This window comes from Caballeronia calidae (assembly GCF_900044055.2).
GTDB classification, from domain to species: domain Bacteria; phylum Pseudomonadota; class Gammaproteobacteria; order Burkholderiales; family Burkholderiaceae; genus Caballeronia; species Caballeronia calidae.
The window spans coordinates 85,656-111,710 of record NZ_FCOX02000003.1 but is presented as its reverse complement, the minus strand read 5'-3'; the positions used below and the strand labels follow the sequence as shown (position 1 = coordinate 111,710).

The window sequence follows — 26,055 nt, the reverse complement described above, 5'->3', positions numbered from 1 at the left end:
CCCTTTCTCTTTTACATCCAGCGACAGCCTTACGCGCCGAACTCCGCCGAAGCGACGTGCTTCGCTTCGCCGTCGCCATCGTCCTGCGATGCGGACTTCTTCGCCGTATCGATCGTCACGTGCACGCGCTTGCTATCCGCCGATGCCGACGCCAGCACCTGCTTCGGCGCGGCCTGAACCGGCGCCTGCGGTCCATTGACCGGCACGTTGCGGCCACGGGCGACATCGCGCAGACGCGAACGCTCGGCCAGCACCTTGGCACCGTAGCCGCCGTCGTCCTGGGTCGTCGAGCCGACGTAATAGCGCAGACCGCCCGCGACCGAGCCGCCACGCGCGATGCAGTCCTTCAGCACCAGCGCACCGACCTTGATGTTCGCGAGCGGATCGAGCGCCGCGTGCGAGCCGCCGAAGTACTGGAATTTGTCGGAATGAACCTTCGACATCACCTGCATCAGGCCTTGCGCGCCGACGCCGCTTTCGGCGTACGGATTGAAGCCCGATTCGATCGCCATCACGGAGAGCAGCAGGAGCGGATCGAGGCCGACTTCGCGGCCCGTGTCGAACGCGGCGCGCACGAGCTCGCTGACCGGATCTTCCGCCACACGATAGCGGCGCGCGATGAAGTTCGCGACGAGCTTCTGCTCGCGCGTGGAGACCAGCACGCGATCATCGCGCGCATCGGCGACGACGCGCTGCGCCGGAATCATGCTCGCCAGCATGCCGACGGACGGCATCGTGCGGGGATCGAGCCCGTTCGGCGAGATCGCGAGGCTGATGCCGCCGGTGAGATGATGCGTGCTGGCATCGTCCGATGCGGCCGCGCCGAGCGACGGCACGAGCGCGCCGGGCGCCTTCTGCTTCGCCGACGCCGCGTTGGCCGCGAGGTTGACGGGCAGCATCGGATCGCTCGGCTGGCGATGCACCGCCGCGAACGGCGGCAGCGGCTGGCCCGCGAGCAGGCGCGCCGGACCGGCCTGGACGGCGGCCGACACGAAGGGCATGATCCTTGCGGCAAACGTTGTGCGCCACGAAGGCGCCAGCCAGAGGGCGAGCGCGCCGACAACGGCCGCGCAACCCACCATGGCAAAGAGATGGTGACTCAACCAGCGTCCGCGACGCAGCACCATACGCACGATCTGCGCGGCGCGGGTGTCGGAACCCCACCAAACTGAAGCGTTCATCGATACTCCCAATGTTGCATGATTTGCGCAGATGAATACGAATTAAACACATATTCGACACACAAATCAGACACCGCCGGCTCTTGGCAAGCGTAAGCGGCATCGGGGATACGGCATGCGCCGTCTGGAAAGCCGATCCCCGGTAACACCACCGGGTTGCGCGGCACGAACTGCATGCCCTGAACGCGCACGTGACTTTCCACGCGAAAAACCGGCGTGTGAACGCCGGCAATGAAAACCAACAGCCACGAGTCGCCGGGCAGGAGCGGCGCAGGCGACGCATGTGCGTCTGAAAGACCTGAGGCTTAGGTAAAAAGTTTCAAAACCTGCAATTGATGCCAAGCGATTCTAACAGGGTTTAATGATCCGTCAATGATATAAACCTTCGTTTCAATTACTTACAGTTATGATGAACGGTGTTCAGCGCTCGAAACGCACGTCTCGCGGGCCTTTCCCACAGGAATTTACTGAATGTCCCCCAACGCACGGACGCCGACGCAGGTAAAATCGACAATCGCTTAGCGCGCAGCCGTTCCGCCCCTCTAAGCCTCGTGCTTCGGGCGCCTTCGAGTCCAATTCCGACCATCGATGAAATACAAAGATCTGCGCGACTTCACTGCCCGCCTCGAAGCGCTCGGTGAACTGCGCCGCATTCGGCAGCCCGTCTCCCCTGTTCTGGAAATCACCGAAGTCTCGGATCGCGTATTACGCGCGGGCGGACCGGCGCTGCTCTTCGAAGCGCCCACCGGCCATACCATGCCCGTGCTCGCGAACCTGTTCGGCACGACGCGGCGCGTCGCGCTCGGCATGGGCATCGAGACCGAGCCGCAAAGCGGCGCCGATGTCAGCCTCGGCAGCGATGTCGCCGCGCTGAGTTCGCTGCGCGATGTCGGCAGACTGCTGTCCGCGCTCAAGGAACCCGAGCCGCCGAAGGGCCTGAAGGACGCGGGCAAGCTGCTCTCGTTAGCCAAGGCCGTGTGGGACATGGCGCCGAAGTCGGTCAGCGCGCCGCCCTGTCAGGAAGTGCTGTGGGAAGGCAATGACGTCGATCTCAGCCGCCTGCCGATCCAGACCTGCTGGCCCGGCGATGCTGGACCGCTCCTCACCTGGGGACTCACGGTCACGCGCGGGCCGAACAAGCCGCGACAGAATCTCGGGATCTACCGGCAGCAGCTGATCGGACGCAACAAGCTGATCATGCGCTGGCTCGCGCATCGCGGCGGCGCGCTCGATTTCCGCGAGTTCGCGCTCGCGAATCCCGGCAAACCGTATCCCGTCGCGGTGGTGCTCGGCGCCGATCCCGCGACGATCCTCGGCGCCGTGACGCCGGTGCCCGACACCTTGTCCGAATATCAGTTCGCGGGCCTGCTGCGCGGCTCGCGCACGGAGCTCGCGAAGTGCCTCACGCCGGGCGTCGACACCTTGCAGGTGCCCGCGCGCGCGGAGATCGTGCTCGAAGGCTTCATCTATCCGCAAGACGGCACGCCGCCGCCCGCCCCCGAAGGCGCGCCGCCGCGTCCATCGACGGGCGCAGCCGCAAAATACGAGCACGCGCTCGAAGGGCCCTACGGCGATCACACCGGCTACTACAACGAACAGGAGTGGTTCCCGGTCTTTACCGTCGAGAAGATCACGATGCGCCGCGACGCCCTGTTCCACTCCACCTATACGGGCAAGCCGCCCGACGAGCCCGCCGTGCTCGGCGTCGCGCTGAACGAAGTGTTCGTGCCGCTCCTGCAGAAGCAGTTCACCGAGATCACCGACTTCTATCTGCCGCCCGAAGGCTGCAGTTATCGCATGGCGATCGTGCAGATGAAGAAGAGCTATCCCGGCCACGCGAAGCGCGTGATGTTCGGCGTGTGGAGCTTCCTGCGACAGTTCATGTATACGAAGTTCATCGTCGTGGTCGATGAAGACGTCAACGTGCGCGACTGGAAGGAAGTCATCTGGGCGATCACGACCCGTGTCGATCCCACGCGCGACACCGTGATGGTCGACAGCACGCCGATCGACTATCTCGACTTCGCGTCGCCGGTTGCGGGGCTCGGCTCGAAGATGGGACTCGATGCGACCAACAAGTGGCCCGGCGAAACGAATCGCGAATGGGGCCGCCCGATCGTGATGGATGAAGCCGTAAAGCGGCGCGTCGATGCGCTTTGGACTGAAATCGGACTGGATAAAAAATGATCGCGGCCACGCTCTATCGAGGCGATGTCATCGAAAACACGCATGTGGCGCACGTCGCCGTCGTCGATGCCCACGGACGTCTCGTGTTTTCCTTCGGCGATCCGCACCGCGTGACGCTGCCGCGCTCGGCCGCGAAGCCCGCGCAGGCGCTTGCGGTCATCGAAACGGGCGCGCTGGAGCGCTTCGGCTTCACCGACGAGGACCTCGCGCTGATGTGCGCCTCGCACAGCAGCGAGCCGCGTCATATCGAGCGCGCCCGCGCGATGCTCGCCCGCTCGAACGCGAGCGAAAGCGATCTGCGTTGCGGCGGCCATCCGCCGATCTCCGAAGCAGTCTATAAAGACTGGATCAGGCGCGATTTCACGCCGACCGCCGTGTGCAGCAACTGCTCCGGCAAGCACGCGGGCATGCTCGCGGGCGCGCGTGCGATGAACGTGCCGCTCGCCGATTACCACCTGCCCGATCACCCGCTGCAGATGCACGTGAAGCGCACGGTGGCGCGCGCCGTCGATCTCGCGGACGACGAAGTGCAATGGGCCATCGACGGCTGCAATCTGCCGACGCCCGCCTTCCCGCTCGAACGTCTCGCGCGCCTCTTCGTGAAGATCGCCGCCGCGCCGGAAGGCTCGCCGCTCGCGCGCATCCATCGCGCGATGACGTCGCATCCCGAGCTCGTCGCGGGCGAAGGACGCTTCTGCACGCTGCTGATGCAGGCGTTCGACGGTGCGCTCGTCGGCAAGACCGGCGCCGATGCGAGCTATGCGATCGGCGTGCGCCGCGAGCAAGGCCCGCTCGGCATCGCGGTGAAGGTCGAGGACGGCAACACGTCGGTGCTCAACGCGGTCGTCGTTCACGTGCTCGATCTGCTCGGCATCGGCACAGAGCAGCAACGCGATGCGCTTGCCACCTTCCGCAACCCGCCGACACGCAACACGATGAGCGTGCCCACCGGCCGTCTCGACGTGAGCTTCACGCTTCACCATCATCCATAACAACATGCATTCGTGGTCGTTGCTGTCCGACGGTTTCTTTCTGTCGCTGTCGCTGTGTCTGGATATCGGAATCGCCAACGTCGCGATCATTTCGCTCGCGCTGTCGCATGGCTTCAGGCCGGGCCTCGTGCTCGGCCTCGGCACGTGCTTCGGCGATCTGTTCTATGCGGCGCTCGCGCTCGCGGGCATGTCGGCGCTCCTGCAGTTTTCAGCGGTGCGCTGGGTCGTGTGGATCGGCGGCGCGATCGTCCTGCTCTTTCTGACGTGGAAGATGGCGCGTGAAGCGCTCAATCCGGCGTCCGCGCCGCCTGTCGAAGGCGAGGCGGATTTCTCCGTGCCGCGCCCGAAGCACTGGAAAAGCTTCGTGCGCGGATGCCTGCTCGCGGTGTCGTCGCCGAGCGCGATTCTGTGGTTCGCGGCGGTGGGCGGCGCCCTCATCGCGAAGGCCGGCGCGACGAGTCCCGTCAGCGCCTCCGTGTTTCTCATCGGCTTCTTCTGCGGCGGGCTCGGCTGGACGATCTTCATCTGCACGCTCGCGAGCCACGGCAGGAAGCGCGCCGGAACCCAGCTCCTGCGCGCCTGCCATGTGATGTCCGCGCTGCTTTTCGCGTACTTCTCGTACAGCGTGATCGTCAACGGCTACCGCGATCTGATCGTGCACGCGGCGTCGTAAGCGTCCGCGCGCATCGTCCTCAGGCGACGAACTGCGCCAGCTTCGCCAGGTCGACGTTGCCGCCCGACACGATCACGCCGACGCGCTTGCCCTCGACCGGCACGACCTTCTGCAGCACGGCGGCGGCCGCGAGACAGCCGGTCGGCTCGACGACCATCTTCATGCGTTGCGCGAAGAAGCGCAGCGTCTCGACGAGTTGCGCATCGCTCACGGTGACGATCCGGTCGACGTGACGCTGGATGATCGGAAAGTTGTATTCGCCGACGTGCGTCGACGCGGCGCCGTCCGCGATGGTGCGCGGCACCTCGATATGCACGATCTCGCCGCGCGCGAGCGACTGCTGCGCGTCGTTGCCCGCTTCCGGCTCGACGCCGATCACCTTGCACTCCGGCGACAGCGCCGCCGCCGCGAGCGCGCATCCGCCGATCAACCCGCCGCCGCCCAGGCACACGAAAAGATAGTCGAGCGGGCCGGTTTCTTCGATCAGTTCCTTCGCTGCCGTGCCCTGCCCCGCGATCACATGCGGGTGGTCGTAGGGCGGAATCAGCGTCATGCCGCGTTCCTCGGCGAGCTTGCGGCCGATTTCCTCGCGATTCTGCGTGTAACGGTCGTAAGTGATCACTTCGCCGCCGTAGCCGCGCGTCGCTTCCATCTTCGCGGCGGGCGCGTCCTCGGGCATGACGATCGTCGCGCGGATGCCGGCGAGCTTCGCGGACAGCGCGATCGCCTGCGCATGATTGCCCGACGAGTACGTGATGACGCCCGCGGCGCGCTGACGGTCGTCGAAATGGGAAATCGCGTTGTATGCGCCACGGAACTTGAATGCGCCCATGCGCTGGAAGTTTTCGCACTTGAAGAAGAGCGACGCGCCGGCGATCGAATCGGCGGTGCGGGACGTCAGGACGGGCGTGCGATGGGCGACGCCCTCGATGCGCCGGGCGGCATCGGCGACGTCATCGAAAGTCGGGGCGGGAAGTGAGGACATCGGAGTCGGAACGTGAGGTGAGGAGGATCACCATTCTCCCAGTTCCGACGTGAAACTCAAAAGCGGCGCGCACATGAAAAAAGGCGATGCAGTTCAGCTTGCATCGCCTTTCGCGTTCGCCGACGAGGCCGGTCAGTGACGCCAGTAGCCCGGGCCGTGACGATAGTAACCGTGATGCCGATAGTACGGCCGGCCGTAGTAGCCATAGCCGCCATATCCGTATCCGCCATAGACCACCGCGGGCGGCGGCGCGTAGACGACGGGCGGCGGCGCGACATACACCGGCTGCGGCGGCGCCACATAAACGGGCGCGGGCGGCGCGGCATAAACCGGATAGGCCGGCACCCCGATACCCACGCCAACCGAAACATGCGCTTGCGCGGCACTGACGAGACCTGCGCCAAACGCGCCAGCGACCAACAAACCACCGAGCTTTTTCACTTTCGTTCTCCTCGCCGCTTCGCGTGTTGGCCGGTCTTTACGGCTCACGAGCGACGGTATGAGACGAATTTATCGAAAAAGCCTGCGGCTCGGCGGGACCATTTGTTGCAAATTGCAAGTTCCTTAACGCGCATGCGAATTTGAAAGCCAGACGTCGCCGGCAAGCAACCTCCGATCGCCCGTTCGGCGGACCTGTGCGACCACTTCGGCAAGGCATCGGCGGATGGAAAGAAAAAGCGCGTAACTTTCGATTACAAATGAGCGGAAAAGCCCCGCCGGACAATGCGCCCGGCGGGGCTTTTCATGTAAAGCACGAAATACTCGAACCCGGTGCCGTTCAGCCGACTTTGACATACGCGAACTCGCGCGTGACATTCGGCGGCACGTAGGCCGCGCCGATCACGACGCGCGGCGTCAGGCGTTTTTTCTGGTCCCACCAACGGCGCCGTTGGGCTTGGCTCAAGAATCGCAGATGCTTTCGATAAGAGAAAATGCTCATGGCAACCTCCGAACGTAGCGAATGAAACCTGAGGACAAGCCGGCGGCTCTGCGCCGCTCACTTTGTCCGCTGAATCCGTGTTCTATTTAGTATCGAGCGCCCTGTTCGTTCATCGATGTGCGCAAAGAAACGAATTTCTCGCGCAGATGTGTGTTTAACCACATTCACCGGAAACCACGCCTTTGCGGCATGCTGAAACCCGGTTCTTTTATTCCGTTTATTCGGCGGAAAGAAACAATGGGCCGGCGGCTCCCACTTTTTCGCTCTTTCACTTTCGTGTTTATATCCTGCCAGTTTTGCGCGAAACGTGCTTTTAACGATCGTCTCAAAATCACAACATTAGGGTTTTCCGATGCTGGCGTTCACGAGCGAAGCACGCTTGCACATGGCTTTCACCGGTCCTTCATACACTTGAGCGGTCGAACGCTCGCACCGCATGCGACAACACCCCAAGCCGCCTTAAAGCCATGTTAAGGTGACGTCCGGCGCCCCACCAGGCAAGCCTGGCGGGCGGGGATACAGGCGCCGCAATCAGGAATCGCGAGGCTTCATCGCCGGGCGCACAGGGGCGAATCGACATTCGCTGCGCGCGTCGCGATGGCTTCGGCACGATACTCAAGCTCAGAGAACGAACAATGATCAAGGTCAGCATTCACGATTCGCGCCGCGCGGACGGCCCCATCAGCGGCATCACACGCGCCCGGCGTGCCGCTCGCTAGCGCGGCCGTCTTCCTTCAACCTTTCGCTCATTCGACCCGGCGCACGTTCCGGCACTGCACGCATCCTAGAGGACCCGAGATGTTCGGCGAGATCGCCCGTTTTCTGCTCAATACCCTTTTCACCCTGTTCGGCGCGGCGCTCCTGCTGCGCGCGTGGATACAGGTCGTGCGCATGCCGCCGTACAACCCCGTCTCGAACGCCGTGATGCAGGCGACCAACTGGCTCGTGCTGCCGCTGCGCAAGATCCTGCCCGGCGGGAAGATCGACTGGGCGAGCATCGTCGCCGCGATCATCGCCTCGGCCGTCTATGTCACGTTGATGGTCGTTCTCGCGGGCATCGATCCGACGCTCATGTTGCCGATGCTGCTGCTCGTCGCGCTGCTGACGGTCGTGAAATGGGCGCTGAACCTCATCATCTGGGTGACGATCCTGATGGCGCTGCTCTCGTGGCTCAATCCGCAATCGCCGGCGATGCCGCTGCTGTATCAGATCACCGCGCCGTTTCTCGATCCGTTGCGCCGCATTCTGCCGCGCCTCGGCGGCATCGATCTTTCGCCTATTCTGCTTTTCGTGATCGTGCAGGTCTTGCTGATGGTCGTGACGCGCGTCGCCGTTTCGATGACCTTGTTCGGCATCTGAATCCCGCGCAATTGCGCCTTCGGGCGCGTTGCGCTTACAATACTCGGCTCACGCGGGCGTCGTATAATGGCTATTACCGTAGCTTCCCAAGCTACTGACGTGGGTTCGATTCCCATCGCCCGCTCCATCTTGCGCCTAAACCGTTGATTTCTTGACGGTTACGGTCCTGACGGCACGAATACTCCGCAAGGCTACTACAGTGGTGGTCGCCATGCCGGCATCGTGCCTCTATCGCCGCCCGAGCGGCATCTACGCGGTTCGTCTGGTCGTCCCAAAGCGGCTGCGCCCATTAGTAGGTCGGACGGAGATTCACACCTCTACCGGCCTGCGAACATTGGACGCCGCCAAGAGCGCGGCGCTGAGAATCCAACTGCACTGGCGAGAGCGCTTTCTGGCGATGGACATCGAACGACTCAGACACGAAAACCCGCTGCTCGTCGGCGACGGGATGATTGCCCTCACCGAAGCCGCCGCATCTATCGGCATCTCGCCTGGCGCACTTGCTGGCGAGCTAGTGTCCGACCGTGCGCGTGCCTTCGCCCGCGTTCAGAGATTGCGCTGCTGGACGGTTCCCGACCTGGACGCCGTAGAGCGCGATTACGACGGCTCCTTCGTGCTGGACGACGCCACCGCTCGTGGCGAGCTTGACCTGTATTCCGGCGTGGTCCGCTTCTTCAACAGTCGTGCCACGCTCGGACAGTTCGCGGTCGGTGCCGTGGCACATGAGTCCGTGTTCTGGGGAACAGGGACAACCGGCTTCCTTGTCGATGGCGAGCCGGTAGAGCTGTCTTCGTCCGAGTGCGTCGTGCAGAAAGCGGCGGTCGCACGGGTGCGGGCGCGGTTGGCGGTAGGGTTGCCCACCGCACCTATGGCCTCCACAGAGCCGCCAGCGAACGCTGTGACGGCTCCCGTCATCTATGACCCAATTACCGCAAAACACGGCCACAAGCGCTTTTCTGAGCTGTTCGAGAGCTACCGGCAAGACCGGGACTGGGGAGCCGACCAGTCCAGGCGCATGACGACTGAGGCGGGTCTGTTCTCGGGTCTGATGGGCGATCCGGCATTGGGCGACATCGAGAAAGAGACCGTGCTGGAGTTCGCGCGGCTACTCGCCCTGCTACCGACGGACGTCTACCAGTCACGGCGCAAATACGGCGCGTCCACGACGCTCAAGGATCTGATTGACATCGCGCAGCGCGACGGCCTGCAACGCAAGTCGGAGAAGACCATCAAGGGTCACGTGGGCCGCCTGAGCGAGATTCTCGGCTACGGCGTCGGAGCTGGGATGATGCGATTCAACCCGGCGTCAGACTACCGGCGCGGGCGTGGCACGACAAAGCGCGCGCAGGATGAGCGGCAGATATTCACGCCCGACGACCTGGCGCGCATCTTTTCGCAGGACTGGTTCGAACGTGGTGCGGGAGAGGTCATCGGCAAAAACGGCTTCACGCACTGGCGACCGTATTACTACTGGCTCCCGCTGCTGGGCCTGCTTACTGGCGGGCGGATCAATGAGCTATCGCAGCTCTACCTTGACGACGTGAGGCAGTCTAAGGCTGGGACGTGGTTTCTGGACTTCAACCTGAACGGTGCGGACAAGATCGACGAGCCGGACAAGTCGCTGAAGACGATCAACGCCGAGCGCGTGGTGCCGCTACATGGCGAGCTGGAGCGCCTCGGTCTGCCTGAGTATGTCGGCGCGCTGCGACGGGCGGGCCACACGCGGCTGTTCCCCGAGCTGAAGCGCGACCGGGTGAAGGGCTACGGCAAGCCCGCTGGGTCGTGGTTCAATGAGCGCTTTCTAGGTGACAAGCTCGGCATCGAGCGCAACGGGATGAAGACGTTTCACTCGTTTAGGCACGGCTTCGTGACGGCGCTGGAGCGGCTTGACCTGTCTGAGCGCGTTCAAGCCCAGTTGGCGGGCCATGAGCGCGGCCACACGCAGAGCGGGAGCCGCTATACGAAGGACCGCAACGCCGACGAGCTGGCAGAGAACCTGAAGGATCTGCGCTTCCCCGCACTCGACGGCGTAGCGCCGTTCAGGATTGAGGAAGCGATGATCGCAATCAAGTGCGCAGAGCGTCAGAAAGTGGCAGCAAGCCGAAAGAAAAACAAGGCAAATTCCGCCCTATAAGGTTTCATCTTTTTGGCCACCAGTTGACGACTAGACGGCCATCGGAAGGCCGCACGAAACCTAAGACTTTTGCTTTTCAGGCGGGTCAGTTGGTGGCGCGCGTAGCGCTTAGAAAACCCTGCACGTAGTATGCGGGAACCGTGAATGACACGATGCCGCCAAGCTGCCCCGTCATGCTCAGGCTAATCCCAGACTGCGCGTGACTCTCAAGATATTCGCGGGATAGCCGGATTTGGGTTGTTTCATAGCGCGCGCAGAACGAATAGCACTGCACGTCGTGGTCCATCATAACAGCGGGAAAGCTGTTACCCGCATCGTCCGCCGCTTGGTCGTATGCGCGAAAGCCGCCTTGACTGTAGTAGGTGAAGACCAGCAGCGAATAAATTGCCGTTTTGGCCGTCGCTGAGTAACCCGCGTGCAGCGTCGCATCTTTCACAAAGTTGCTGTTATCCGAGTGTGCCGGTGCGTAGCCCGGTCCATCATAAAACGCCATCGTATGCGCGGCGTTTTGACTTGTTCGAACTGCACTCTTTACCGCGTCCGCTGTTTGCGGCTGCTCATTAACCGCACACGCGCCAAGCATGGCACTAAGCGCCAAACACAGCGCCGACATTGTCATTTTCATTGGTCTACCCCGGTAAAAGCTGCACGCGCAGCAATTGAAAATTCCCGCCACACCGTATAATTCGTTACTAGTTTCGTATGATTTCAGACTGGCCAAAAAGGGCAGCGAATGCCTCACATTGCCGACGACGAAACCCTGCGTCGTGCTTTTCAGTAGGTCCGCTGCTTGGCTAGTGACAGGTGCTGCATATAGTCCCTCGCCTCGTTTATGAGCAAACGACCATACCAGGAATTAATTCAGTTTTTAATGACGGCGTCGGCCAATTTACAGCTTTTCGGCTCCCAAACCCGCACCAAAGCGGTCTAAACCACACTTAACTCATTGATCCATAAAGACTCGGTAACGGAGCATCCCTACTACAGTTATAGGTAGCCACACTACACGGGGCGGTAAGTGCGGCTGAGGTTGTCCAGCGCGGTCGCGAACGCCTTGCACATCTCCTTGTCGCGTTGCTTGACATCAACGATGGCGCGATCCTCGAATAGCCACGAGGCGACGCCGCCCGTTATCGCTGCACGGGTCAGGATGCGTTGGCGAGCTTCGTTCAGCACGCCGTGCACATCCGTGCCCCCTGTGGCAGGATTTTTGATGCGGCCCGCCTCAGGATGCAGGAACCGGAAGTATTGCGATAGATGATCGCGGAACGAGAAGCCCGCTAGTAGCTGGCCAGTCCTGCTGATGCCGCGCTCGCGAAGCCAATGCGTCGCCAGCGTCACCTCTGTGCGGATGACGTGTTTGCTCTCTGGCAGGGTCTCCCCGTTGTCCTTCTTCTTGTAGTAGACGCGCACCTGGGCGGTGTTCGGCATGTTCTGGTCGGCACGGCTATAGTCGTAGCGATGGCCCAGATACAGGGTCTCGTGGATCGATGGCATCCGCCGCTCTCCCTCCCCGTCATCATGACCGTGGTAGACGGTCTGGACAAGCCAGTCATTGTGGCCCTTACGCTTCGATGCCCGGTAGCTGGGCTGTAGGCCCTCGCCGTCGAACGGCCATATCCGGCGGGTGATGCAGTCGAATATGTCCGCCAGATCGTGCCGTCGCTGCTCAGACAGGATCGCCGGTGGTGGCCGCACATCCACCGCGACCTCAAGGCGAGTCAGGGGAAGCCCGTCGAGGGCCTGTAGGTCGTATGGCTTGGGGTCGTGGACCGTGAAGCCAGTGCCATGCCATTCGACGCGGCCTTTCGTGGATGGCAATGCGATGCGAGCGCTCGTCGTGAAGGTTGCGTAGTCGATGCGCGCGCTCTTCTTGGCGCAGCGGAAGGCGGATAAGTCGGCGGCGTCGGGGCGGCTATAATCCATGTGTTAGGTTATATTCGCCGCCGCGTGGTTCTTTGCCCGCTGGCGGCTTTTTGTTTTCTGTGGCGACAGTAAAAGCTGACTGTTTTAGTGGATTATGTGGCTCCGGGTCGCGTGAGCATAGCGGGTCGAAACGCGCGAGCGCCGCGCCACAGGTGCGCCGTCGCAGTCGAACTTATTCGCGTCCCAGCGCTTGGTCGGGTCGATCGCTAGCGCAGTCGTTTTGATGGGCGTTTTGCCTGCGCTAGGTATCGCTATCTGCACTTTCTCAATGAACGCTTTCACGTCCGACACTGCGTAAACCGGGCGGTAAAGTCCACGGTAATAGCGTTCCGCGCAAGGCATGAGAGTATGACCGGCGATGTCCTGCTTGCTGCGAATGCAGTCAGAAAGGAAATCAGCCCAACTGCGGAGCGTCCCTAGATAAGCACGCAGCATGAATGCGGCATCTGCGGCTGAGATCGTGTCAACGGTGGTGCTAGTCATCGCGCACCTCGCTCGCCCGCGTGGACCACGTCTGCTAGCTCTTTCGCCAGTGCCTTCGCTTCGCCCAGCTCCAGCCGATAGACCATGAGAGGGTCGCTCGTGACGAGCTGCACGAAGCGCGCCCCTGTCGTTTGATCGAGCTGGAGTGTGACGGCGGAAACGTTCAGCTTGCGCCCGCTCGCGCTGCCACCCTTCTCGCCGATGCCAAAGGCGCGAATAGCCTCCGCTGCTCGGCCGGACAGCTTGAGGACACCAAGACGTCGTGACTTCTCGAATTCGATGAACGCGGCGACGTCCTCACGGCGGTAAAACGCGCCAGTGCCGATTCGCTCGAATGGGATGCGGTGCGGTGGGTTGCGTTCCTCGCGGCGGTTGTTGGTGAGAACGCGTGACCAGTAGGCAGAACCGCCCGCTTCGGGGATCGCCTCATCGACCAGCTCGGCGGCGGCTTGGGTGCTCAACAATTCTTCTGGCATGGGTGACTCTGAAATGGTGACAGTTTCCAATTCTAGCGTCTACTCATCATCTAGTCAATAAGTATATCCGTTGACTAGAGCTCGCCTGAGTGCGATACTGGCCTCACATTAAACGCTCGTCTTGCCGTGAGGCCAGCATTCAGGGGGAAGAGATGGCACAAGGTCCGTTCGTCGCGTATTACCGGGTCAGCACGGCACGTCAGGGGCAATCGGGTCTAGGGCTCGATGCCCAGCGCGACGCCGTCGCGCGCTACCTGAACGGTGGCGATTGGGAGCTGGTGGGCGATTTCACCGAGACAGAGACCGGCAAGGGTGCGAACGCACTCGAAAAGCGTCCACAGCTTCGCGGCGCGCTGGAGCTGTGCAAGCGTCGTGGTGCGACGCTCATCATCGCCAAGCTGGACCGACTGGCCCGCAACGTCCACTTCGTCTCAGGCTTGCTTGAGACCGGGTGCGACTTCGTCGCCGCTGATATGCCGCAGGCCAACAAGGTCATGATCCAGATGCACGCCGTAATGGCCGAGTGGGAGAGAGACCAGATCAGCAAGCGCACAAAGGATGCACTGACGGCGGCAAAGGCACGTGGCGTGAAGCTCGGGACGGCAGGAGCCGCGAACCTCAAGCCGAACGTGGAGGCCCGCCAGCAAGCCGCCGACGCCTTCGCGGCCAAGCTGGCGGGCGTGGTAGCAGGGTTCCGCGCCCGCAACCTGTCGCAACGCGAAATGGTGGCAGAACTGAACGCACTGGGGATCAAGACGCCGAACGGCAGTCAATGGCACCGGGGGCAGCTATGCCGACTGCTGGACCGCATCGAAGCAGCTTGAGGACGGCAGTCAGCAGTGAGCTGGCGAACGATGCCGCATAATCCCGAAGCGGGTCAACGGGGAAAACAAACACATGCAAGACGCCGATGCGCTGGTATCCGAGTTCCTTAAAAACGTCGATCAGATTGCGGGCAAGCTCATAAAATTCGTTGGGCTTCGCCATACCGACACGGTCAACCATCTGAACGCGCCCCTCCTTCGCTGGTTGGATTTTCGCTTACGGTTCATCGATCCACGCCCGCGACAGATATTCCTTTCCGACGAGTTCCCAAAGACGCTTAGCCCATCAGCTAAGCGTGCTTTTGACGTGATTAAGGTAAAAGTTGCGATAGGCGAAAACATCAATGCGCATCAGGGCACTGGACTAGTCGACTTCGACACCAGTGGAAAGAAACGAGCGGCGCGAACCGACTTGCTGTGGGCCGACTGGGGTATCCATCACCTGCATCTCGACTTAGACCCGCATCCAAAACGAGAATATTTTTCGAGGCGAGCGGACTATCTGTTGTTTGCCGTGTTTGGCCATGACTACGCAGCTTTCGTCGATGTTCTGCCTCATCGCGGCGACGATTTGTTGTTCGCACGTCAGCGCTTGATCGAGATTATCGGCACGAACTGGCCTGAGCTGATTGAGCGCTTTCAGTTGAAGCGCGTGCTCGCATCTAATCAGGAAATCAGCGACCAACATCGACATGAGCTTCGCCGGTCGGGATTGGATGCACCTTTGATCGTGGCCGGAAAGGCATATTTCGCCCCGGGTGGAGGGGTCACTAGCGCGTCCACTCCCGGCTTGGTTACCGAATCGATGTTCCGGCTTAAGCAGAACGTCCGCAGCCTTGCTCACTGCGTGCTGGACCCACGTGGTCAGTTTCTAGGTGCATTGCCAGAGCGTGACCAAATTCGAAGTCACTTCTCCCTTGAACTTTCGCCACGAGGGATAGTGGTGTTCGAGCGCACGACAAATCGAGGATGGGCATTCCCTGACGCGAAAGGCGATAGCACCGACAGCTATTTTGCCGAGCTGTCAGACTGTTTGACCCCTGCATGGGTCAAAGACGCGCTACTGAAAGCACACGAAGCGTCAGCAAAAAACGCGAGCGCTACTGCGCCGGATTCAGTCAAAGACAATCAGTCTTCGCCGTCAGTCTGATACAATCCGCTCCCACAGAAGCATGTCACATGGGCGGGTTTTGCCCGCTCGTTTGTTTTATTTAATCAAGCACTTGCGGATGGCCTTATTCGAGCGTGCGATTCCCATCGCCCGCTCCAGAATCATCGCGAAAGCCGCCTAAGTCACGCTTGGGCGGCTTTTTAGTTTCCAGCATCGCCTCGCCATGAACCACGATCCCCACGACGCCGACGGCGTCGAGCACGACGCCCAATCCGAAGCAAACGAAGATTCGACGCTGCACCGTCGCCGCATCCGCAGCTTCGTCACGCGCGCGGGCCGCGTGTCGCCGGGCCAGCAACGCGCGATCGACGAGCTGGGCCCGCGCTATGTCGTGCCCTACGCGCCGCAACTCGCCGACTGGGACGCAGTGTTCGGCCGCAAGGCGCCGCGCGTGCTGGAAATCGGCTTCGGCATGGGCGCGACCACGGCGGAAATCGCGGCGTCGCGCGGCGGCGACGATTTCATCGGCGTGGAAGTGCATGAGCCGGGCGTCGGCGCGCTGCTCAAGCTCATCGGCGAACATGCGCTCGGCAATATCCGCATCCTGCAGCACGACGCGGTGGAAGTGCTCGAACACATGATCGCGCCGGACAGCCTCGACGGCGTGCACATCTACTTCCCCGATCCGTGGCACAAGGCGCGTCATCACAAACGCCGTCTGATTCAGCCGAAATTCCTCGCGCTGCTGGTGTCGCGCATGAAGCCGGGCGGCTATATCCACCTCGCGACCGACTGGCAGAACTACGCCGAGCAGATGCTCGAAGTCCTGTCGGCGGAACCCGCGCTCGAAAACACCGCCGACGGCTACGCGCCGCGGCCCGATTTCCGCCCGGTCACGAAGTTCGAGCGGCGCGGATTGCGGCTCGGACACGGCGTGTGGGACCTGATGTTCCGCCGCCGCTGAGCGCGTCGGGAAAACAAAAGAAAACGCCACGGCAAGCCGTGGCGTTTTTCATGGCGCGAAGGAAATCAGTCGGCCCAGCTCAAACCGCCGCTGTAGCCCACGATCAGGATCAGCAGGCCGAAGCCGATGCGATACCACGCGAACGCCGTGAAGTCGTGCGACGCGACGTAGCGCAGCAGCCAGCGCACGCACACGAAGGCGCTCACGAACGCGGCCACGAGCCCGATGGCGAAGAGCCCGATGTCGCTCACGGTCAGCGTGCGCCAGTACTTCGCCATTTCGTAGAGCGTCGCGCCGAAGATGATCGGAATGGCGAGGAAGAACGAAAACTCCGTGGCCACGCGCCGCTCGAGTCCGAACAGCATCCCGCCGATGATGGTCGCGCCCGACCGCGACGTGCCGGGAATCAGCGCGAAGCATTGTGCGAGGCCGACCTTGAGTGCATCGCCGTAGGAAAGATCGTCGACGGAATGCACGCGCGTCAGGGCGCCGCGTTCGCGCTGGCGCGCCTCGGCCCACAGAATCACGATGCCGCCGACGATCAGCGCCACCGATACCGGCACCGGCGAGAACAGCACCGACTTGATGTGCTTCTCGAAGAGCAGGCCGAGCACGATGGCCGGAATCGTCGCGATGATCACATTCAGCGTGAAGCGCCGCGCGTCGGAGCGGGCCGGCAGACCCGTGACCACCGAGCCGATCTTCGCGCGATATTCCCAGCAGATCGCGAGAATCGCGCCGAACTGGATGACGACGTCGAAAGTCTTCGACTGCGCGTCGGTGAAATTCAGCAAGCTGCCCGCTACGATCAGATGCCCCGTGCTCGAGACCGGCAGGAATTCGGTCAAGCCCTCCACGACACCCAGAATGAGCGCCTTCACCATCAATATCCAGTCCATCCGTCAGCCCTTGTTCGCCGTTATCGTCGTTGGTTGTGAAGCACATTGCGCAGCGTTTTCAACTCACTTCTCGACGATCTGCACACGTATGCCGTTTGTAAGGACTGTGATTGTACCGGGTTCATAAGACACGCCCGCGAACTGGAGTTCTTCGGGCTTGAAGGCGTGGATCGGATAGCGGTCGAGTAATTGAGCTGCAAGCTGTGCCCCGACCGAAGCGATCTGCTGGTTGTACTGCGCGGCGTCACCGCTGAACTGCGCGTCGTCAACTGACGGTGAGACGAGAATGACCGAGCGGCTCGGCGCGTCGTAGCCGAGTTGCGTCGAGAGCGTGAACGCGCCGATCACGGGGTTCGGCATGAAGGGCGTCGACAGACGTGCATCCACGCGCACCGTCACGCGATTGCGATCCGGCGCCATGCCGACGACGGGATTGCTCAGGACGACATCGAAAATTTGCGAGGCCGTGCGCTGCAGCGGAAACTTGCGCGCGACGGCGGCCTGAACTTGCTGCGTCGAGAATGTGTAGTGATCCGGAATGAAGGGGAATATCGAGTTCGAGGCGGCGTGAGCCTTCGAGGCGAGTGCGAGTGCAGGCAGCGATAACAGTGCCGCGAGCACGAACCGGCGCCGCAACGGCGCGACGGGTTCCGTCATGCGTGATCCTCCAATGCTCTTTATTCAGGTCTGCGCCATGTGGCGCGGTTCGCGGATTGGACCGCCGTTCGTCATGACAGTTGCGTCGGCTGCGTCTGTCTTTCCAAGCGCTCGATCCACACCAGCGCATATTCCCGCGTCTCCCCGCACATCTCCGCGGAAGGCTGCAACCCGCCGCAACATGCGGGCCGTCGCGGATCCCCGAAAATCCGGCAGCGCAGATCATCGTCCAACTGGACGCAACGCTCGCCCGCGCGCTTGCCCTGCGGCATCCCCGGGATCGGACTGGAAATGGACGGCGCGATGCAGCACGCACCGCAGCCCTCGCGGCAGGCGTGGGGCGAATGAATCGACATGACGGGACAGGACAAAACGAACCAAAACAGCATTGTCCCACGCCGCTTGTTTGCGCTTCGTCAAATCGCTGCCATCGGGCTGCGACCTTATCACGCAATGACCGCGCGGAACGCCAGACTACACTCGGACGATTCTTAAAGGTCCGCCATGACTCCCGCCGCCCCGCTCTTTCGCCCCGACCTGCTCGCGCGTTACGACGCGCAAGGCCCGCGCTACACGTCCTATCCGACCGCCGTCCAGTTCACCGACTCATTCGATCCCGCGCACTACCGCGAAGCGGCGCGAAACGGCAGCGCAGACGCCGATCTCTCGCTCTATTTCCATATCCCGTTCTGCGACACCGTCTGCTTCTACTGTGGCTGCAACAAGGTCGCGACGAAGAACCGCGCGCACGCCCGCCCCTACCTGGACCGCATGAAGCGCGAGCTGGCGCTGCAGGCCGAACTCTTCGATACATCGCGCCCCGTGACGCAGCTTCACTGGGGCGGCGGCACGCCGACGTTCCTCTCGCACGCCGAGATGGCCGAGCTGATGTCCGCGACGCGCGAGCACTTCGAGCTCGTTTCCGACGAACGCGCCGAATATTCGATCGAAGTCGATCCGCGCGAGGCATCGGCGGAAACGATCGCGCTCTTGCGCGAGCTCGGCTTCAATCGCCTGAGCCTCGGCGTGCAGGACTTCGACGAGCGCGTGCAGCACGCCGTCAACCGCATCCAGCCGCGTGAGATGACCGAAACCGTGCTCGACGCCGCGCGCAAGAATCACTTCAAGTCGGTGAGCGTCGATCTGATCTACGGCCTGCCGCATCAGAGCGTCGAAAGCTTTTCGCGCACGCTCGACGCGATCATCGGTCTGAAGCCCGACCGCGTCTCCGTGTTCGGCTACGCGCACATGCCGCAGCTCTTCAAGATGCAGCGGCAGATCGACGAAAGCGCGCTGCCCTCGCCCGCCGTGCGGCTCGCGATTCTCGAGCGCGTGATCGCGCGCATGAGCGAGGCGGGCTACGTGTACATCGGCATGGATCACTTCGCGCTGCCCGGCGACGAGCTCGCGCGCGCGTTCGAAGCCGGCACGCTCCAGCGCAACTTTCAGGGCTACAGCACACATGCGGATTGCGATTTGATCGGCATCGGCGCGTCGTCGATCGGCAAGATCGGCGATGTCTACGCGCAAAATGCCCGCGACCTGCCGGAGTACGCCGCGGCGATCGACGCGGGCCAGCTCGCCATCGCGCGCGGCGTGCGCCTGTCCGCCGACGACCAGCTTCGCCGCGAAGTCATCATGCGTCTCATGTGCGGCGGCGAGCTGCGTTTCGACGATATCGCGAATGCGCACGGCATCGAATTTCCCTCGACCTTCGCCGACGAGCTCGCGCGCCTCGCGCCGATGGCCGGCGACGGCCTCATCGATCTCTCGCGCGACGCGATCCGTGTGCTGCCCGCCGGACGCATGCTGGTGCGCAACGTCGCGTCGGTGTTCGACCGCTATCTCGGGCAGGCAACACTGCGGCGTTTCTCGCGGACCATCTGAACGGCGTTTCGGCAGGCGCCCGATCGGCGTCGGTGGCTTAGAATGACAGCCACCTCGGGCGACCGAGTTTGAGACTTGAGCGCCCGTCCATTCACTGCCGATGCGAAGCGCCGGACATGCCCGGCTTCTCGCAACGGCACCGCCACTGCCCGACGCCATGCCGACCACTTCGCCGCAGTTCGCCCCTCTCGCCCAACTCGCCGCCGATCTCCGCGCCGGCCGCACGACGAGCCGCGCGCTCGTCGAGGCCGCGCTGGACCGCATCGCCGATCCGGCCGGCCAGGGCTCGACCGTCTTTCTCCAGGTCGACGCCGATCACGCCCGCGCCGCCGCCGACGCGCACGACGCGCTGCGCCGCGCCGGCACCGTGCTGTCGCCGCTCGCGGGCATTCCGGTGTCGATCAAGGATCTCTTCGATATCGAAGGCCAGGTGACGCGCGCCGGCTCGACCGTGCTGAACGGCGCCGCGCCCGCCAAGGCCGACGCGCCGACCGTCGCGCGCCTGCGCCGCGCGGGCGCCGTGATCGTCGGGCGCACCAACATGAGCGAGTTCGCGTTCTCCGGCCTCGGCCTCAACCCGCACTACGGCACGCCGCGCTCGCCGTGGCGCGCCGACGTTCCGGGCGACGCGCGCATCGCGGGCGGCTCGTCGTCGGGGGCGGCGGCGTCGGTGGCGGACGGCATGGCGGCCGTCGCGCTCGGCACCGACACCGGCGGCTCCATCCGCATTCCCGCCGCGCTCTGCGGCCTCACCGGCTTCAAGCCGACCGCGGACCGCATCCCGAAACAAGGCGGCATCCCGCTCTCGAAGTCGCTCGATTCCTTCGGGCCGATCGGCGTGTCGGTCGCGTGCTGCGCGCTCGTCGACCGCATCCTCGCCGGCCGCGACCCCGGCGTGCCCGCGACGCGCCCGCTCGACGGCGTGCGCCTCGGCGTGCTCACGAACTACGTGACGGACGGCGTCGAGGCGCCTGTGGCGAATGCGGTCGCCGCGGCCGTCAATCATCTCGCCGCGGCGGGCGCGCTCGTGGAGGACGTGCGCTTCGCGCCGCTCGACCGCCTGCCGGAGATCAGCCGCTTTCCGCTCGTCGCGATCGAAGCGCACGCGTGGCATCGGAAGCTGATGGCCGAGCGCGGCGGCGAGTACGATCCGCGCGTGCTGGCGCGCCTCACGCGCGCCGAAGCGGCGAGCGCGGCGGATTACATCGACCTGTGCGAGGCCCGCGCCGCGATGATCGAGGAAGCGCGCACGACGCTCTGGCAGCGCTTCGACGCCATCGTCTGCCCGACGGTGCCGGTGCTGCCGCCGCGCATCGCCGAGCTGGAAGCCGACGACGACGCCTTCACGCGCACCAACGCGCTGATTCTGCGCAATCCGACCGCGTTCAACTTTCTCGACGCGTGCGCATTGTCACTGCCCTGCCATCCGCGCGGCGAGGCGCCCGTCGGACTGATGCTCGCGGGCGCGCCGCACGCGGACGACGCGCTGCTGTCGATCGGTCGCGCCGTCGAAGCGGTGCTGGCGACCACGCGCTGAACGTCAGACATGCGTCCGACGGGTTGCGGCGGGTGTTCGCGCTAGAATTCACCGCCATACCCGCGCAGCCCAAGTGCTTCCTTCTCGAATCGTTGCGGAACAATGAACAACTCTTTACACCACTTCACGATGCATCAGGACGACCGGGTGATGCGCCGCGAGCGACGCCTGCTCGTGCTGCTCGGTTTCGTGAGTCTCGGTCTCGTCGGCGGCGCGCTGTATCTTCAGTTCTTCCATAACGAAGATCCGTGCCCGCTTTGCATCATCCAGCGCTATTTCTTCGTGCTGGTCGCGATCTTCGCGTTCCTCGGGGCGGCCTTCCGGAACTGGCGCGGCATTGCGCTCCTCGAAACGCTCGTCGCGATTGCCGCGTTCGGCGGACTCGTCACCGCGGTGCGCCATGTGTACGTGCAGTCGCATCCCGGCTTCAGTTGCGGCTTCGATGCGCTTCAGCCCATCGTCGACGGTCTGCCGCCCGCTAGCTGGCTGCCGCAGGTCTTCAAGGTGGCGGGGCTGTGCGAAACGCCGTATCCGCCGATTCTCGGCCTCTCGCTGCCGCAATGGTCGCTGATCGCGTTCGCGCTCATTTTCGTGCTGGTCCTCGCGAGCCTGCGTTTCAAGCGCAAGCTGCGCTCGACGGTACGGTAATTTATGCCGGGCGGCCGGTCCGCGCCGCCCGCGCCTCTTCTTCATCGCCCCAACGCGTCGCTTCCGACGCGCTTTCCCTTTCCCGCATCAGCGCATCCGCATAATCTTGATACGTGAGCCGCAATATTTTTGGGATATTGCGATGATATGTTCGTGTCTGGATGGCGATCTACGTGCGCGCAGTCCGTTCCGCTCAGAAGCAGGTCGAGGTTTTTTCCACGGCAACCCATGAAGCGGACGGAAACCGCGTAACGCGCGCCCGGTCCGCAATGTCTTCCTGACCATGACAACGCAAACCATCCGCTTCCTTCAGCGCGGCGCCGTGCACGAGATCGGCGACGCTCCTGCCACGCGCACGGTGCTCCAGCATCTGCGCGAGACGGCGCTTTGCATCGGCACGAAAGAAGGCTGCGCCGAAGGCGATTGCGGCGCCTGCACCGTCGTGACCGGCGAACTCGACGCCGCCGGCGAGCTCGCGCTCAAGGCCGTCAACGCATGCATCCAGTTTCTGCCGACGCTCGATTCGCGCGCGCTCTTCACCGTCGAAGATCTGCGCGGCGCGGATGGCGCGCTGCATCCGGTGCAGCAGGCGCTCGTCGACTGCCACGGCTCGCAATGCGGCTTCTGCACGCCGGGCTTCGCGATGTCGCTGTTCGCGCTCTATCACAGCCATCCGCGCGATGCGGGCCCGCCGTCGCGCGATGAAATCGCCGCCGCGCTATCCGGCAATCTGTGCCGCTGCACGGGTTATCGGCCGATCGTCGATGCCGCGCAGCGCATGTTCGACTACCCGCGCCCGCCCTTCGATGCCGACGCGATCAAGCGCCAGCTCGCCGCCTTGAAGCGCACGCAGACCTTCGAATATCGCGCGCCCGACGCACGCGGCGCGGAATTCGGCACGCCGGCTTTCCACGCGCCCGTCACGCGGGCCGAGTTCGCCCGGCTGCGCGCCGCGCATCCGGACGCGCGCCTGCTCGCGGGCAGCACCGACGTCGGCCTTTGGGTGACGAAGCAGTTCCGCGATCTCGGCGACGTGCTTTACATCGGCAACGTCGACGAACTGAAGACGATCGAGCGCGATGCGCAGACGCTGACGATCGGCGCGGCGGCATCGCTCGAAGAGGCGTACGCCGCGCTCGCCGCCGATTATCCCGAGCTCGCCGAGCTGTGGACGCGCTTCGCATCGCGGCCGATCCGCAACGCGGGCACGCTCGGCGGCAATGTCGCGAACGGCTCGCCCATCGGCGATTCGATGCCCGCGCTCATCGCGCTGAACGCGGAGCTGGTGCTGCAAAAGGCCGAGAAACTTCGCACGATGCCGCTCGACGCGTTCTATCTCGGCTATCAGAAGACCGCGCTCGACGCGGGCGAATTCGTCGCGTCGATCCGCGTGCCGCGCCCGGTCGCGGCGATGCGCTTTCGCACGTACAAGGTGTCGAAGCGTTACGACCAGGATATCTCCGCCGTGTGCGCGGCTTTCGCGATCAGGCTCGACGACGACCATCGCGTAACGGATGCGCGCATCGCGTTCGGCGGCATGGCGGCGACGCCCAAGCGCGCGACGCAGGCCGAAGCGGCGCTCATCGGCCACGAATGGAACGACGCCAGCGTGCGTGCCGCGATGGCCGCGCTCGACACCGATTTTCAGCCGCTCACGGACATGCGTGCATCGAGCGCTTATCGCGCGAAGGTGGCGCGCAACGTGCTGCGGCGCTTCTATCTGGAAACGCGTCCCGACGCCCCGCTCGCGCTCGCCGAAGTGAACGCATTCGCGTACGGCGCCCATGTGGAGGAAGCGCCATGAACCTGGTCTCGGAACCGATGGCCCTCGACGCCGCCACCGACGCCGCCGGCGCCGCGCTGCCGCACGAATCGGCGGCGCTGCACGTGAGCGGCGAAGCGATCTACACCGACGACATTCCCGAATTGCGCGGCACGCTGCACGCGGCGCTGGGGTTGTCGCGGCACGCGCATGCGCGCATCGTGTCGCTGGATCTGGACGCGGTGCGCGCCGCGCCCGGCGTCGTCGCGGTGCTCACCGCCGCCGATATTCCCGGCGAAAACAACTGCGGCCCGGTGCTGCACGACGACCCCATCCTCGCCGACGGCGTCGTGCAATATCTCGGCCAGCCGATATTCGCCGTCATCGCGGAAAGTCACGATCTCGCGCGCCGCGCCGCCGCGCTCGCGAAGAGCGAGGACGTCGTGCGTTACCAGCCGCTCGAAGCCGTGCTCACGCCGCGCGAGGCGAAGGCGCGCAACCAGTTCGTGCTGCCGCCGCTGCATCTGCGGCGCGGCGATCCGGCCGGGCGCATCGCGGGCGCCGCGCATCGTCTGAAAGGCGAGTTCGAAGTCGGCGGACAGGAGCAGTTCTATCTCGAAGGACAGGTCGCGTATGCCGTGCCGAAAGAGCAGGACGGCATGCTCGTGCACAGCTCGACGCAGCATCCGAGCGAGATGCAGCAGGTCGTCGCGCACATGCTCGGCTGGCCGACGCACGCGGTGCTGTGCGAATGCCGCCGCATGGGCGGCGGCTTCGGCGGCAAGGAATCGCAATCGGCGGTGTTCGCGTGCGTGGCGTCGCTCGCGGCGCATCTGCTGAAGCGCCCCGTGAAGCTGCGCGCCGATCGCGACGACGATTTCATGATCACCGGCAAGCGCCACGACGCGGTCTACGAATACGAATGCGGCTTCGACGATGACGGGCGCATCGTGGGCGCGCGCGTCGAGATCGCGTTGCGCGCGGGCTACTCGGCGGACTTGTCGGGCGCGGTCGCGACGCGCGCCGTCTGCCACTTCGACAACGCCTACTATCTCGGCGATGTCGAAATCCGCGCGCTGTGCTGCAAGACCAACACGCAGTCGAACACGGCGTTTCGCGGCTTCGGCGGTCCGCAAGGCGCGCTCGTGATGGAAGTGATGCTCGATGAAATCGCGCATCGCCTGAAGCGCGATCCGCTCGACGTGCGGCGCGCGAACTATTACGGCATCGGCGATCGCGACGTGACGCCCTATGGCCAGCCGGTCGCGGACAACGTGATCGCGGCGTTGACGGACGAACTCGTCGCGTCGAGCGATTATCAGCAACGTCGTGCCGATATCGCCGCGTTCAACGCGACGAGCGCGGTGCTCAAGCGCGGCATCGCGTTCGCGCCGGTCAAGTTCGGCATCTCCTTCAACGTGCCGTTTCTGAATCAGGCGGGCGCACTCGTGCACGTCTACAAAGACGGCTCCGTGCTCGTCAATCACGGCGGCACCGAGATGGGTCAGGGGCTCAACACCAAGGTCGCGCAGGTCGTCGCGAGCGTGCTCGGCATCGGCTTGCAGCGCGTGCGCGTGACGGCGACGGATACATCGAAGGTCGCGAACACATCGGCGACGGCAGCATCGACGGGCAGCGACCTGAACGGCAAGGCCGCCGAAGCCGCGGCGCTCACGATCCGCGCGCGGCTCGCCGAACTTGCCGCGAAGCAGCTCGGCGGCGCGGCATCGGATGTGAAATTTCATGGCGGCGTCGTCGAATCGAATGGCGGGCAGATGCCGTTCGACCAACTCGTCGCGGCGGCGTATCTCGCGCGCGTGCAGTTGTGGTCCGATGGCTTCTACTCGACGCCGAAAGTCCACTGGGACGCGCAGACGCTGCAGGGCCATCCGTTCTATTACTTCGCGTATGGGGCGGCGGTGTCGGAAGTCGTCGTCGATACGCTCACCGGCGAATGGAAGCTCCTGCGCGCCGACCTGCTGCACGACGCGGGGCGCTCGATCAACCCGGCCATCGACATCGGACAGGTGGAAGGCGGCTACATCCAGGGCATGGGCTGGCTCACGACCGAGGAACTGTGGTGGAACCGCGACGGACGCCTGATGACCCACGCGCCGTCGACGTACAAGATTCCGGCCGTCAGCGATGCGCCCGCCAAATTCAACGTCGCGCTATATCGAAACGACAACGCCGAGCCGACGATATTCCGCTCGAAGGCCGTCGGCGAGCCGCCCTTGCTGCTGTCGTTTTCGGTGCTGCTCGCGATCCGCGCGGCGATCGCGGCCGTGGCGCCGGATACGCCCGACGCGCCGAGGCTGCGCGCGCCCGCGACGCCCGAAGCGATTCTCGATGCCATCGACGCGCTCCGTGTCGAGGCCGAAGAAGCCGCCCCGGTAAACTAGCGCCCTGCGACGACGCAGAACCCCGCAA

General features: G+C 63.8%; 25 protein-coding genes and 1 tRNA gene. 14 read left to right on the top strand and 12 right to left on the bottom strand.

The features are described from left to right. Positions 1 to 29: 29 nt before the first annotated feature. Together AWB78_RS04360 and AWB78_RS46260 are read right to left on the bottom strand one after the other, a co-directional pair. Entirely contained in the window at positions 30 to 1,181 is a 1,152-nt protein-coding gene (locus AWB78_RS04360; RefSeq protein ID WP_062602614.1) for a transglycosylase SLT domain-containing protein, read from the bottom strand. Continuing rightward, a complete protein-coding gene (locus tag AWB78_RS46260) occupies positions 1,178 to 1,423 on the bottom strand; it encodes a hypothetical protein (RefSeq protein WP_157697405.1) in 246 nt (81 codons plus the stop codon). Before AWB78_RS46260 ends, AWB78_RS04360 begins: the two co-directional genes overlap by 4 nt. 346 nt (positions 1,424 to 1,769) lie before the next feature. On the opposite strand from AWB78_RS46260, the gene AWB78_RS04355 reads away from it, so the two are divergent. Genes AWB78_RS04355 through AWB78_RS04345 form a run of 3 tightly spaced genes read left to right on the top strand, consistent with a single transcriptional unit; the run spans position 1,770 to position 5,033 of the window. Beyond that, positions 1,770 to 3,368, top strand: coding sequence for a UbiD family decarboxylase (locus AWB78_RS04355; protein WP_062602613.1), 1,599 nt, complete (start codon positions 1,770 to 1,772; stop codon positions 3,366 to 3,368). Beyond that, on the top strand, positions 3,365 to 4,360 hold the full coding sequence (locus AWB78_RS04350) for an asparaginase (RefSeq protein ID WP_062602611.1): 996 nt from the start codon (positions 3,365 to 3,367) through the stop codon (positions 4,358 to 4,360). The genes AWB78_RS04355 and AWB78_RS04350 overlap by 4 nt, the downstream gene beginning before the upstream one ends. A 4-nt stretch (positions 4,361 to 4,364) precedes the next feature. Further along, positions 4,365 to 5,033 carry a LysE family translocator gene (locus AWB78_RS04345; protein WP_062602607.1) on the top strand — a complete coding sequence of 223 codons (669 nt, stop codon included), beginning with the start codon at positions 4,365 to 4,367 and terminating at the stop codon, positions 5,031 to 5,033. A gap of 19 nt (positions 5,034 to 5,052) precedes the next feature. Here AWB78_RS04345 and AWB78_RS04340 read toward each other — a convergent pair whose 3' ends face one another. The 3 genes from AWB78_RS04340 to AWB78_RS49270 all read right to left on the bottom strand — a co-directional run bounded on the left by AWB78_RS04340 (position 5,053) and on the right by AWB78_RS49270 (position 6,922). Then, a complete protein-coding gene (locus AWB78_RS04340; protein ID WP_062602606.1) occupies positions 5,053 to 6,018 on the bottom strand; it encodes a threo-3-hydroxy-L-aspartate ammonia-lyase in 966 nt (321 codons plus the stop codon). A gap of 132 nt (positions 6,019 to 6,150) precedes the next feature. After that, positions 6,151 to 6,459 carry a hypothetical protein gene (locus tag AWB78_RS04335; protein WP_062602603.1) on the bottom strand — a complete coding sequence of 103 codons (309 nt, stop codon included), beginning with the start codon at positions 6,457 to 6,459 and terminating at the stop codon, positions 6,151 to 6,153. A 337-nt stretch (positions 6,460 to 6,796) separates the two neighbouring features. Beyond that, the gene (locus tag AWB78_RS49270) at positions 6,797 to 6,922 is read right to left on the bottom strand and encodes a hypothetical protein (RefSeq protein ID WP_269768918.1); all 126 of its coding nucleotides are present in this window, start codon (positions 6,920 to 6,922) and stop codon (positions 6,797 to 6,799) included. Between the two features lie 834 nt (positions 6,923 to 7,756). Between AWB78_RS49270 and AWB78_RS04330 the strand changes: the two genes are divergently transcribed. From AWB78_RS04330 to AWB78_RS04320, 3 genes are all read left to right on the top strand, one after another. Further along, positions 7,757 to 8,317: a YggT family protein gene (locus tag AWB78_RS04330; RefSeq protein ID WP_062602601.1), complete on the top strand. Its 561-nt coding sequence runs from the start codon at positions 7,757 to 7,759 to the stop codon at positions 8,315 to 8,317. Between the two features lie 52 nt (positions 8,318 to 8,369). Beyond that, positions 8,370 to 8,444 (top strand) — tRNA-Gly (locus tag AWB78_RS04325). A gap of 72 nt (positions 8,445 to 8,516) precedes the next feature. After that, entirely contained in the window at positions 8,517 to 10,451 is a 1,935-nt protein-coding gene (locus tag AWB78_RS04320) for a site-specific integrase (RefSeq protein WP_232477607.1), read from the top strand. A gap of 85 nt (positions 10,452 to 10,536) precedes the next feature. Here the strand turns inward: AWB78_RS04320 and AWB78_RS04315 are convergent, their stop codons facing one another. The 4 genes from AWB78_RS04315 to AWB78_RS04300 form a co-directional block, all read right to left on the bottom strand. Continuing rightward, the gene (locus AWB78_RS04315) at positions 10,537 to 11,076 is read right to left on the bottom strand and encodes a hypothetical protein (RefSeq protein WP_157697404.1); all 540 of its coding nucleotides are present in this window, start codon (positions 11,074 to 11,076) and stop codon (positions 10,537 to 10,539) included. A 377-nt stretch (positions 11,077 to 11,453) separates the two neighbouring features. Continuing rightward, entirely contained in the window at positions 11,454 to 12,377 is a 924-nt protein-coding gene (locus AWB78_RS04310) for a hypothetical protein (RefSeq protein WP_062602595.1), read from the bottom strand. A gap of 84 nt (positions 12,378 to 12,461) precedes the next feature. Next, complete coding sequence (locus AWB78_RS04305; protein WP_062602594.1) at positions 12,462 to 12,860, bottom strand: hypothetical protein; 399 nt, start codon at positions 12,858 to 12,860, stop codon at positions 12,462 to 12,464. Next, on the bottom strand, positions 12,857 to 13,336 hold the full coding sequence (locus AWB78_RS04300; RefSeq protein WP_232477606.1) for a hypothetical protein: 480 nt from the start codon (positions 13,334 to 13,336) through the stop codon (positions 12,857 to 12,859). Before AWB78_RS04300 ends, AWB78_RS04305 begins: the two co-directional genes overlap by 4 nt. 152 nt (positions 13,337 to 13,488) lie before the next feature. On the opposite strand from AWB78_RS04300, the gene AWB78_RS04295 reads away from it, so the two are divergent. The 3 genes from AWB78_RS04295 to trmB all read left to right on the top strand — a co-directional run bounded on the left by AWB78_RS04295 (position 13,489) and on the right by trmB (position 16,235). Continuing rightward, positions 13,489 to 14,160, top strand: a complete 672-nt coding sequence (locus AWB78_RS04295; protein ID WP_062602592.1) for a recombinase family protein — start codon at positions 13,489 to 13,491, stop codon at positions 14,158 to 14,160. 73 nt (positions 14,161 to 14,233) lie between these two features. Continuing rightward, on the top strand, positions 14,234 to 15,310 hold the full coding sequence (locus AWB78_RS04290; protein WP_062602590.1) for a hypothetical protein: 1,077 nt from the start codon (positions 14,234 to 14,236) through the stop codon (positions 15,308 to 15,310). Between the two features lie 184 nt (positions 15,311 to 15,494). Next, positions 15,495 to 16,235: a tRNA (guanosine(46)-N7)-methyltransferase TrmB gene (trmB, locus tag AWB78_RS04285; RefSeq protein WP_062602588.1), complete on the top strand. Its 741-nt coding sequence runs from the start codon at positions 15,495 to 15,497 to the stop codon at positions 16,233 to 16,235. Positions 16,236 to 16,300: 65 nt separating this feature from the next. Here trmB and AWB78_RS04280 read toward each other — a convergent pair whose 3' ends face one another. From AWB78_RS04280 to AWB78_RS04270, 3 genes are all read right to left on the bottom strand, one after another. After that, a complete protein-coding gene (locus tag AWB78_RS04280) occupies positions 16,301 to 17,134 on the bottom strand; it encodes an undecaprenyl-diphosphate phosphatase (protein ID WP_062602586.1) in 834 nt (277 codons plus the stop codon). Positions 17,135 to 17,197: 63 nt separating this feature from the next. Continuing rightward, the gene (locus tag AWB78_RS04275) at positions 17,198 to 17,791 is read right to left on the bottom strand and encodes a DUF1439 domain-containing protein (protein WP_062602584.1); all 594 of its coding nucleotides are present in this window, start codon (positions 17,789 to 17,791) and stop codon (positions 17,198 to 17,200) included. A 71-nt stretch (positions 17,792 to 17,862) separates the two neighbouring features. After that, positions 17,863 to 18,180 (bottom strand): YkgJ family cysteine cluster protein, encoded by a 318-nt coding sequence (locus AWB78_RS04270; RefSeq protein ID WP_062602582.1) that lies wholly within the window; start codon positions 18,178 to 18,180, stop codon positions 17,863 to 17,865. 115 nt (positions 18,181 to 18,295) lie between these two features. Between AWB78_RS04270 and hemN the strand changes: the two genes are divergently transcribed. The 5 genes from hemN (at position 18,296) to xdhB (ending at position 26,027) form a co-directional block, all read left to right on the top strand. Then, entirely contained in the window at positions 18,296 to 19,678 is a 1,383-nt protein-coding gene (gene hemN, locus AWB78_RS04265; RefSeq protein WP_062602581.1) for an oxygen-independent coproporphyrinogen III oxidase, read from the top strand. A 157-nt stretch (positions 19,679 to 19,835) separates the two neighbouring features. Beyond that, positions 19,836 to 21,215 (top strand): amidase, encoded by a 1,380-nt coding sequence (locus tag AWB78_RS04260; protein WP_062602579.1) that lies wholly within the window; start codon positions 19,836 to 19,838, stop codon positions 21,213 to 21,215. Positions 21,216 to 21,344: 129 nt separating this feature from the next. Further along, the gene (locus tag AWB78_RS04255) at positions 21,345 to 21,863 is read left to right on the top strand and encodes a disulfide bond formation protein B (protein WP_062602577.1); all 519 of its coding nucleotides are present in this window, start codon (positions 21,345 to 21,347) and stop codon (positions 21,861 to 21,863) included. A gap of 283 nt (positions 21,864 to 22,146) precedes the next feature. After that, complete coding sequence (xdhA, locus tag AWB78_RS04250) at positions 22,147 to 23,667, top strand: xanthine dehydrogenase small subunit (RefSeq protein ID WP_062602575.1); 1,521 nt, start codon at positions 22,147 to 22,149, stop codon at positions 23,665 to 23,667. Next, a complete protein-coding gene (gene xdhB / locus AWB78_RS04245; RefSeq protein ID WP_062602573.1) occupies positions 23,664 to 26,027 on the top strand; it encodes a xanthine dehydrogenase molybdopterin binding subunit in 2,364 nt (787 codons plus the stop codon). The genes xdhA and xdhB overlap by 4 nt, the downstream gene beginning before the upstream one ends. Positions 26,028 to 26,055 lie beyond the last annotated feature (28 nt).

Bases quoted from the DNA above. Each gene is read 5' to 3' on its own strand.
- AWB78_RS04360 (WP_062602614.1), bottom strand. From the start codon at position 1,181: ATGAACGCTTCAGTTTGGTGGGGTTCCGACACCCGCGCCGCGCAGATC.
- AWB78_RS04355 (WP_062602613.1), top strand. From the start codon at position 1,770: ATGAAATACAAAGATCTGCGCGACTTCACTGCCCGCCTCGAAGCGCTC.
- AWB78_RS04350 (WP_062602611.1), top strand. From the start codon at position 3,365: ATGATCGCGGCCACGCTCTATCGAGGCGATGTCATCGAAAACACGCAT.
- AWB78_RS04345 (WP_062602607.1), top strand. From the start codon at position 4,365: ATGCATTCGTGGTCGTTGCTGTCCGACGGTTTCTTTCTGTCGCTGTCG.
- AWB78_RS04340 (WP_062602606.1), bottom strand. From the start codon at position 6,018: ATGTCCTCACTTCCCGCCCCGACTTTCGATGACGTCGCCGATGCCGCC.
- AWB78_RS04330 (WP_062602601.1), top strand. From the start codon at position 7,757: ATGTTCGGCGAGATCGCCCGTTTTCTGCTCAATACCCTTTTCACCCTG.
- AWB78_RS04315 (WP_157697404.1), bottom strand. From the start codon at position 11,076: ATGAAAATGACAATGTCGGCGCTGTGTTTGGCGCTTAGTGCCATGCTT.
- AWB78_RS04310 (WP_062602595.1), bottom strand. From the start codon at position 12,377: ATGGATTATAGCCGCCCCGACGCCGCCGACTTATCCGCCTTCCGCTGC.
- AWB78_RS04305 (WP_062602594.1), bottom strand. From the start codon at position 12,860: ATGACTAGCACCACCGTTGACACGATCTCAGCCGCAGATGCCGCATTC.
- AWB78_RS04300 (WP_232477606.1), bottom strand. From the start codon at position 13,336: ATGCCAGAAGAATTGTTGAGCACCCAAGCCGCCGCCGAGCTGGTCGAT.
- AWB78_RS04295 (WP_062602592.1), top strand. From the start codon at position 13,489: ATGGCACAAGGTCCGTTCGTCGCGTATTACCGGGTCAGCACGGCACGT.
- AWB78_RS04290 (WP_062602590.1), top strand. From the start codon at position 14,234: ATGCAAGACGCCGATGCGCTGGTATCCGAGTTCCTTAAAAACGTCGAT.
- trmB (WP_062602588.1), top strand. From the start codon at position 15,495: ATGAACCACGATCCCCACGACGCCGACGGCGTCGAGCACGACGCCCAA.
- AWB78_RS04280 (WP_062602586.1), bottom strand. From the start codon at position 17,134: ATGGACTGGATATTGATGGTGAAGGCGCTCATTCTGGGTGTCGTGGAG.
- AWB78_RS04275 (WP_062602584.1), bottom strand. From the start codon at position 17,791: ATGACGGAACCCGTCGCGCCGTTGCGGCGCCGGTTCGTGCTCGCGGCA.
- AWB78_RS04270 (WP_062602582.1), bottom strand. From the start codon at position 18,180: ATGCTGTTTTGGTTCGTTTTGTCCTGTCCCGTCATGTCGATTCATTCG.
- hemN (WP_062602581.1), top strand. From the start codon at position 18,296: ATGACTCCCGCCGCCCCGCTCTTTCGCCCCGACCTGCTCGCGCGTTAC.
- AWB78_RS04260 (WP_062602579.1), top strand. From the start codon at position 19,836: ATGCCGACCACTTCGCCGCAGTTCGCCCCTCTCGCCCAACTCGCCGCC.
- AWB78_RS04255 (WP_062602577.1), top strand. From the start codon at position 21,345: ATGCATCAGGACGACCGGGTGATGCGCCGCGAGCGACGCCTGCTCGTG.
- xdhA (WP_062602575.1), top strand. From the start codon at position 22,147: ATGACAACGCAAACCATCCGCTTCCTTCAGCGCGGCGCCGTGCACGAG.
- xdhB (WP_062602573.1), top strand. From the start codon at position 23,664: ATGAACCTGGTCTCGGAACCGATGGCCCTCGACGCCGCCACCGACGCC.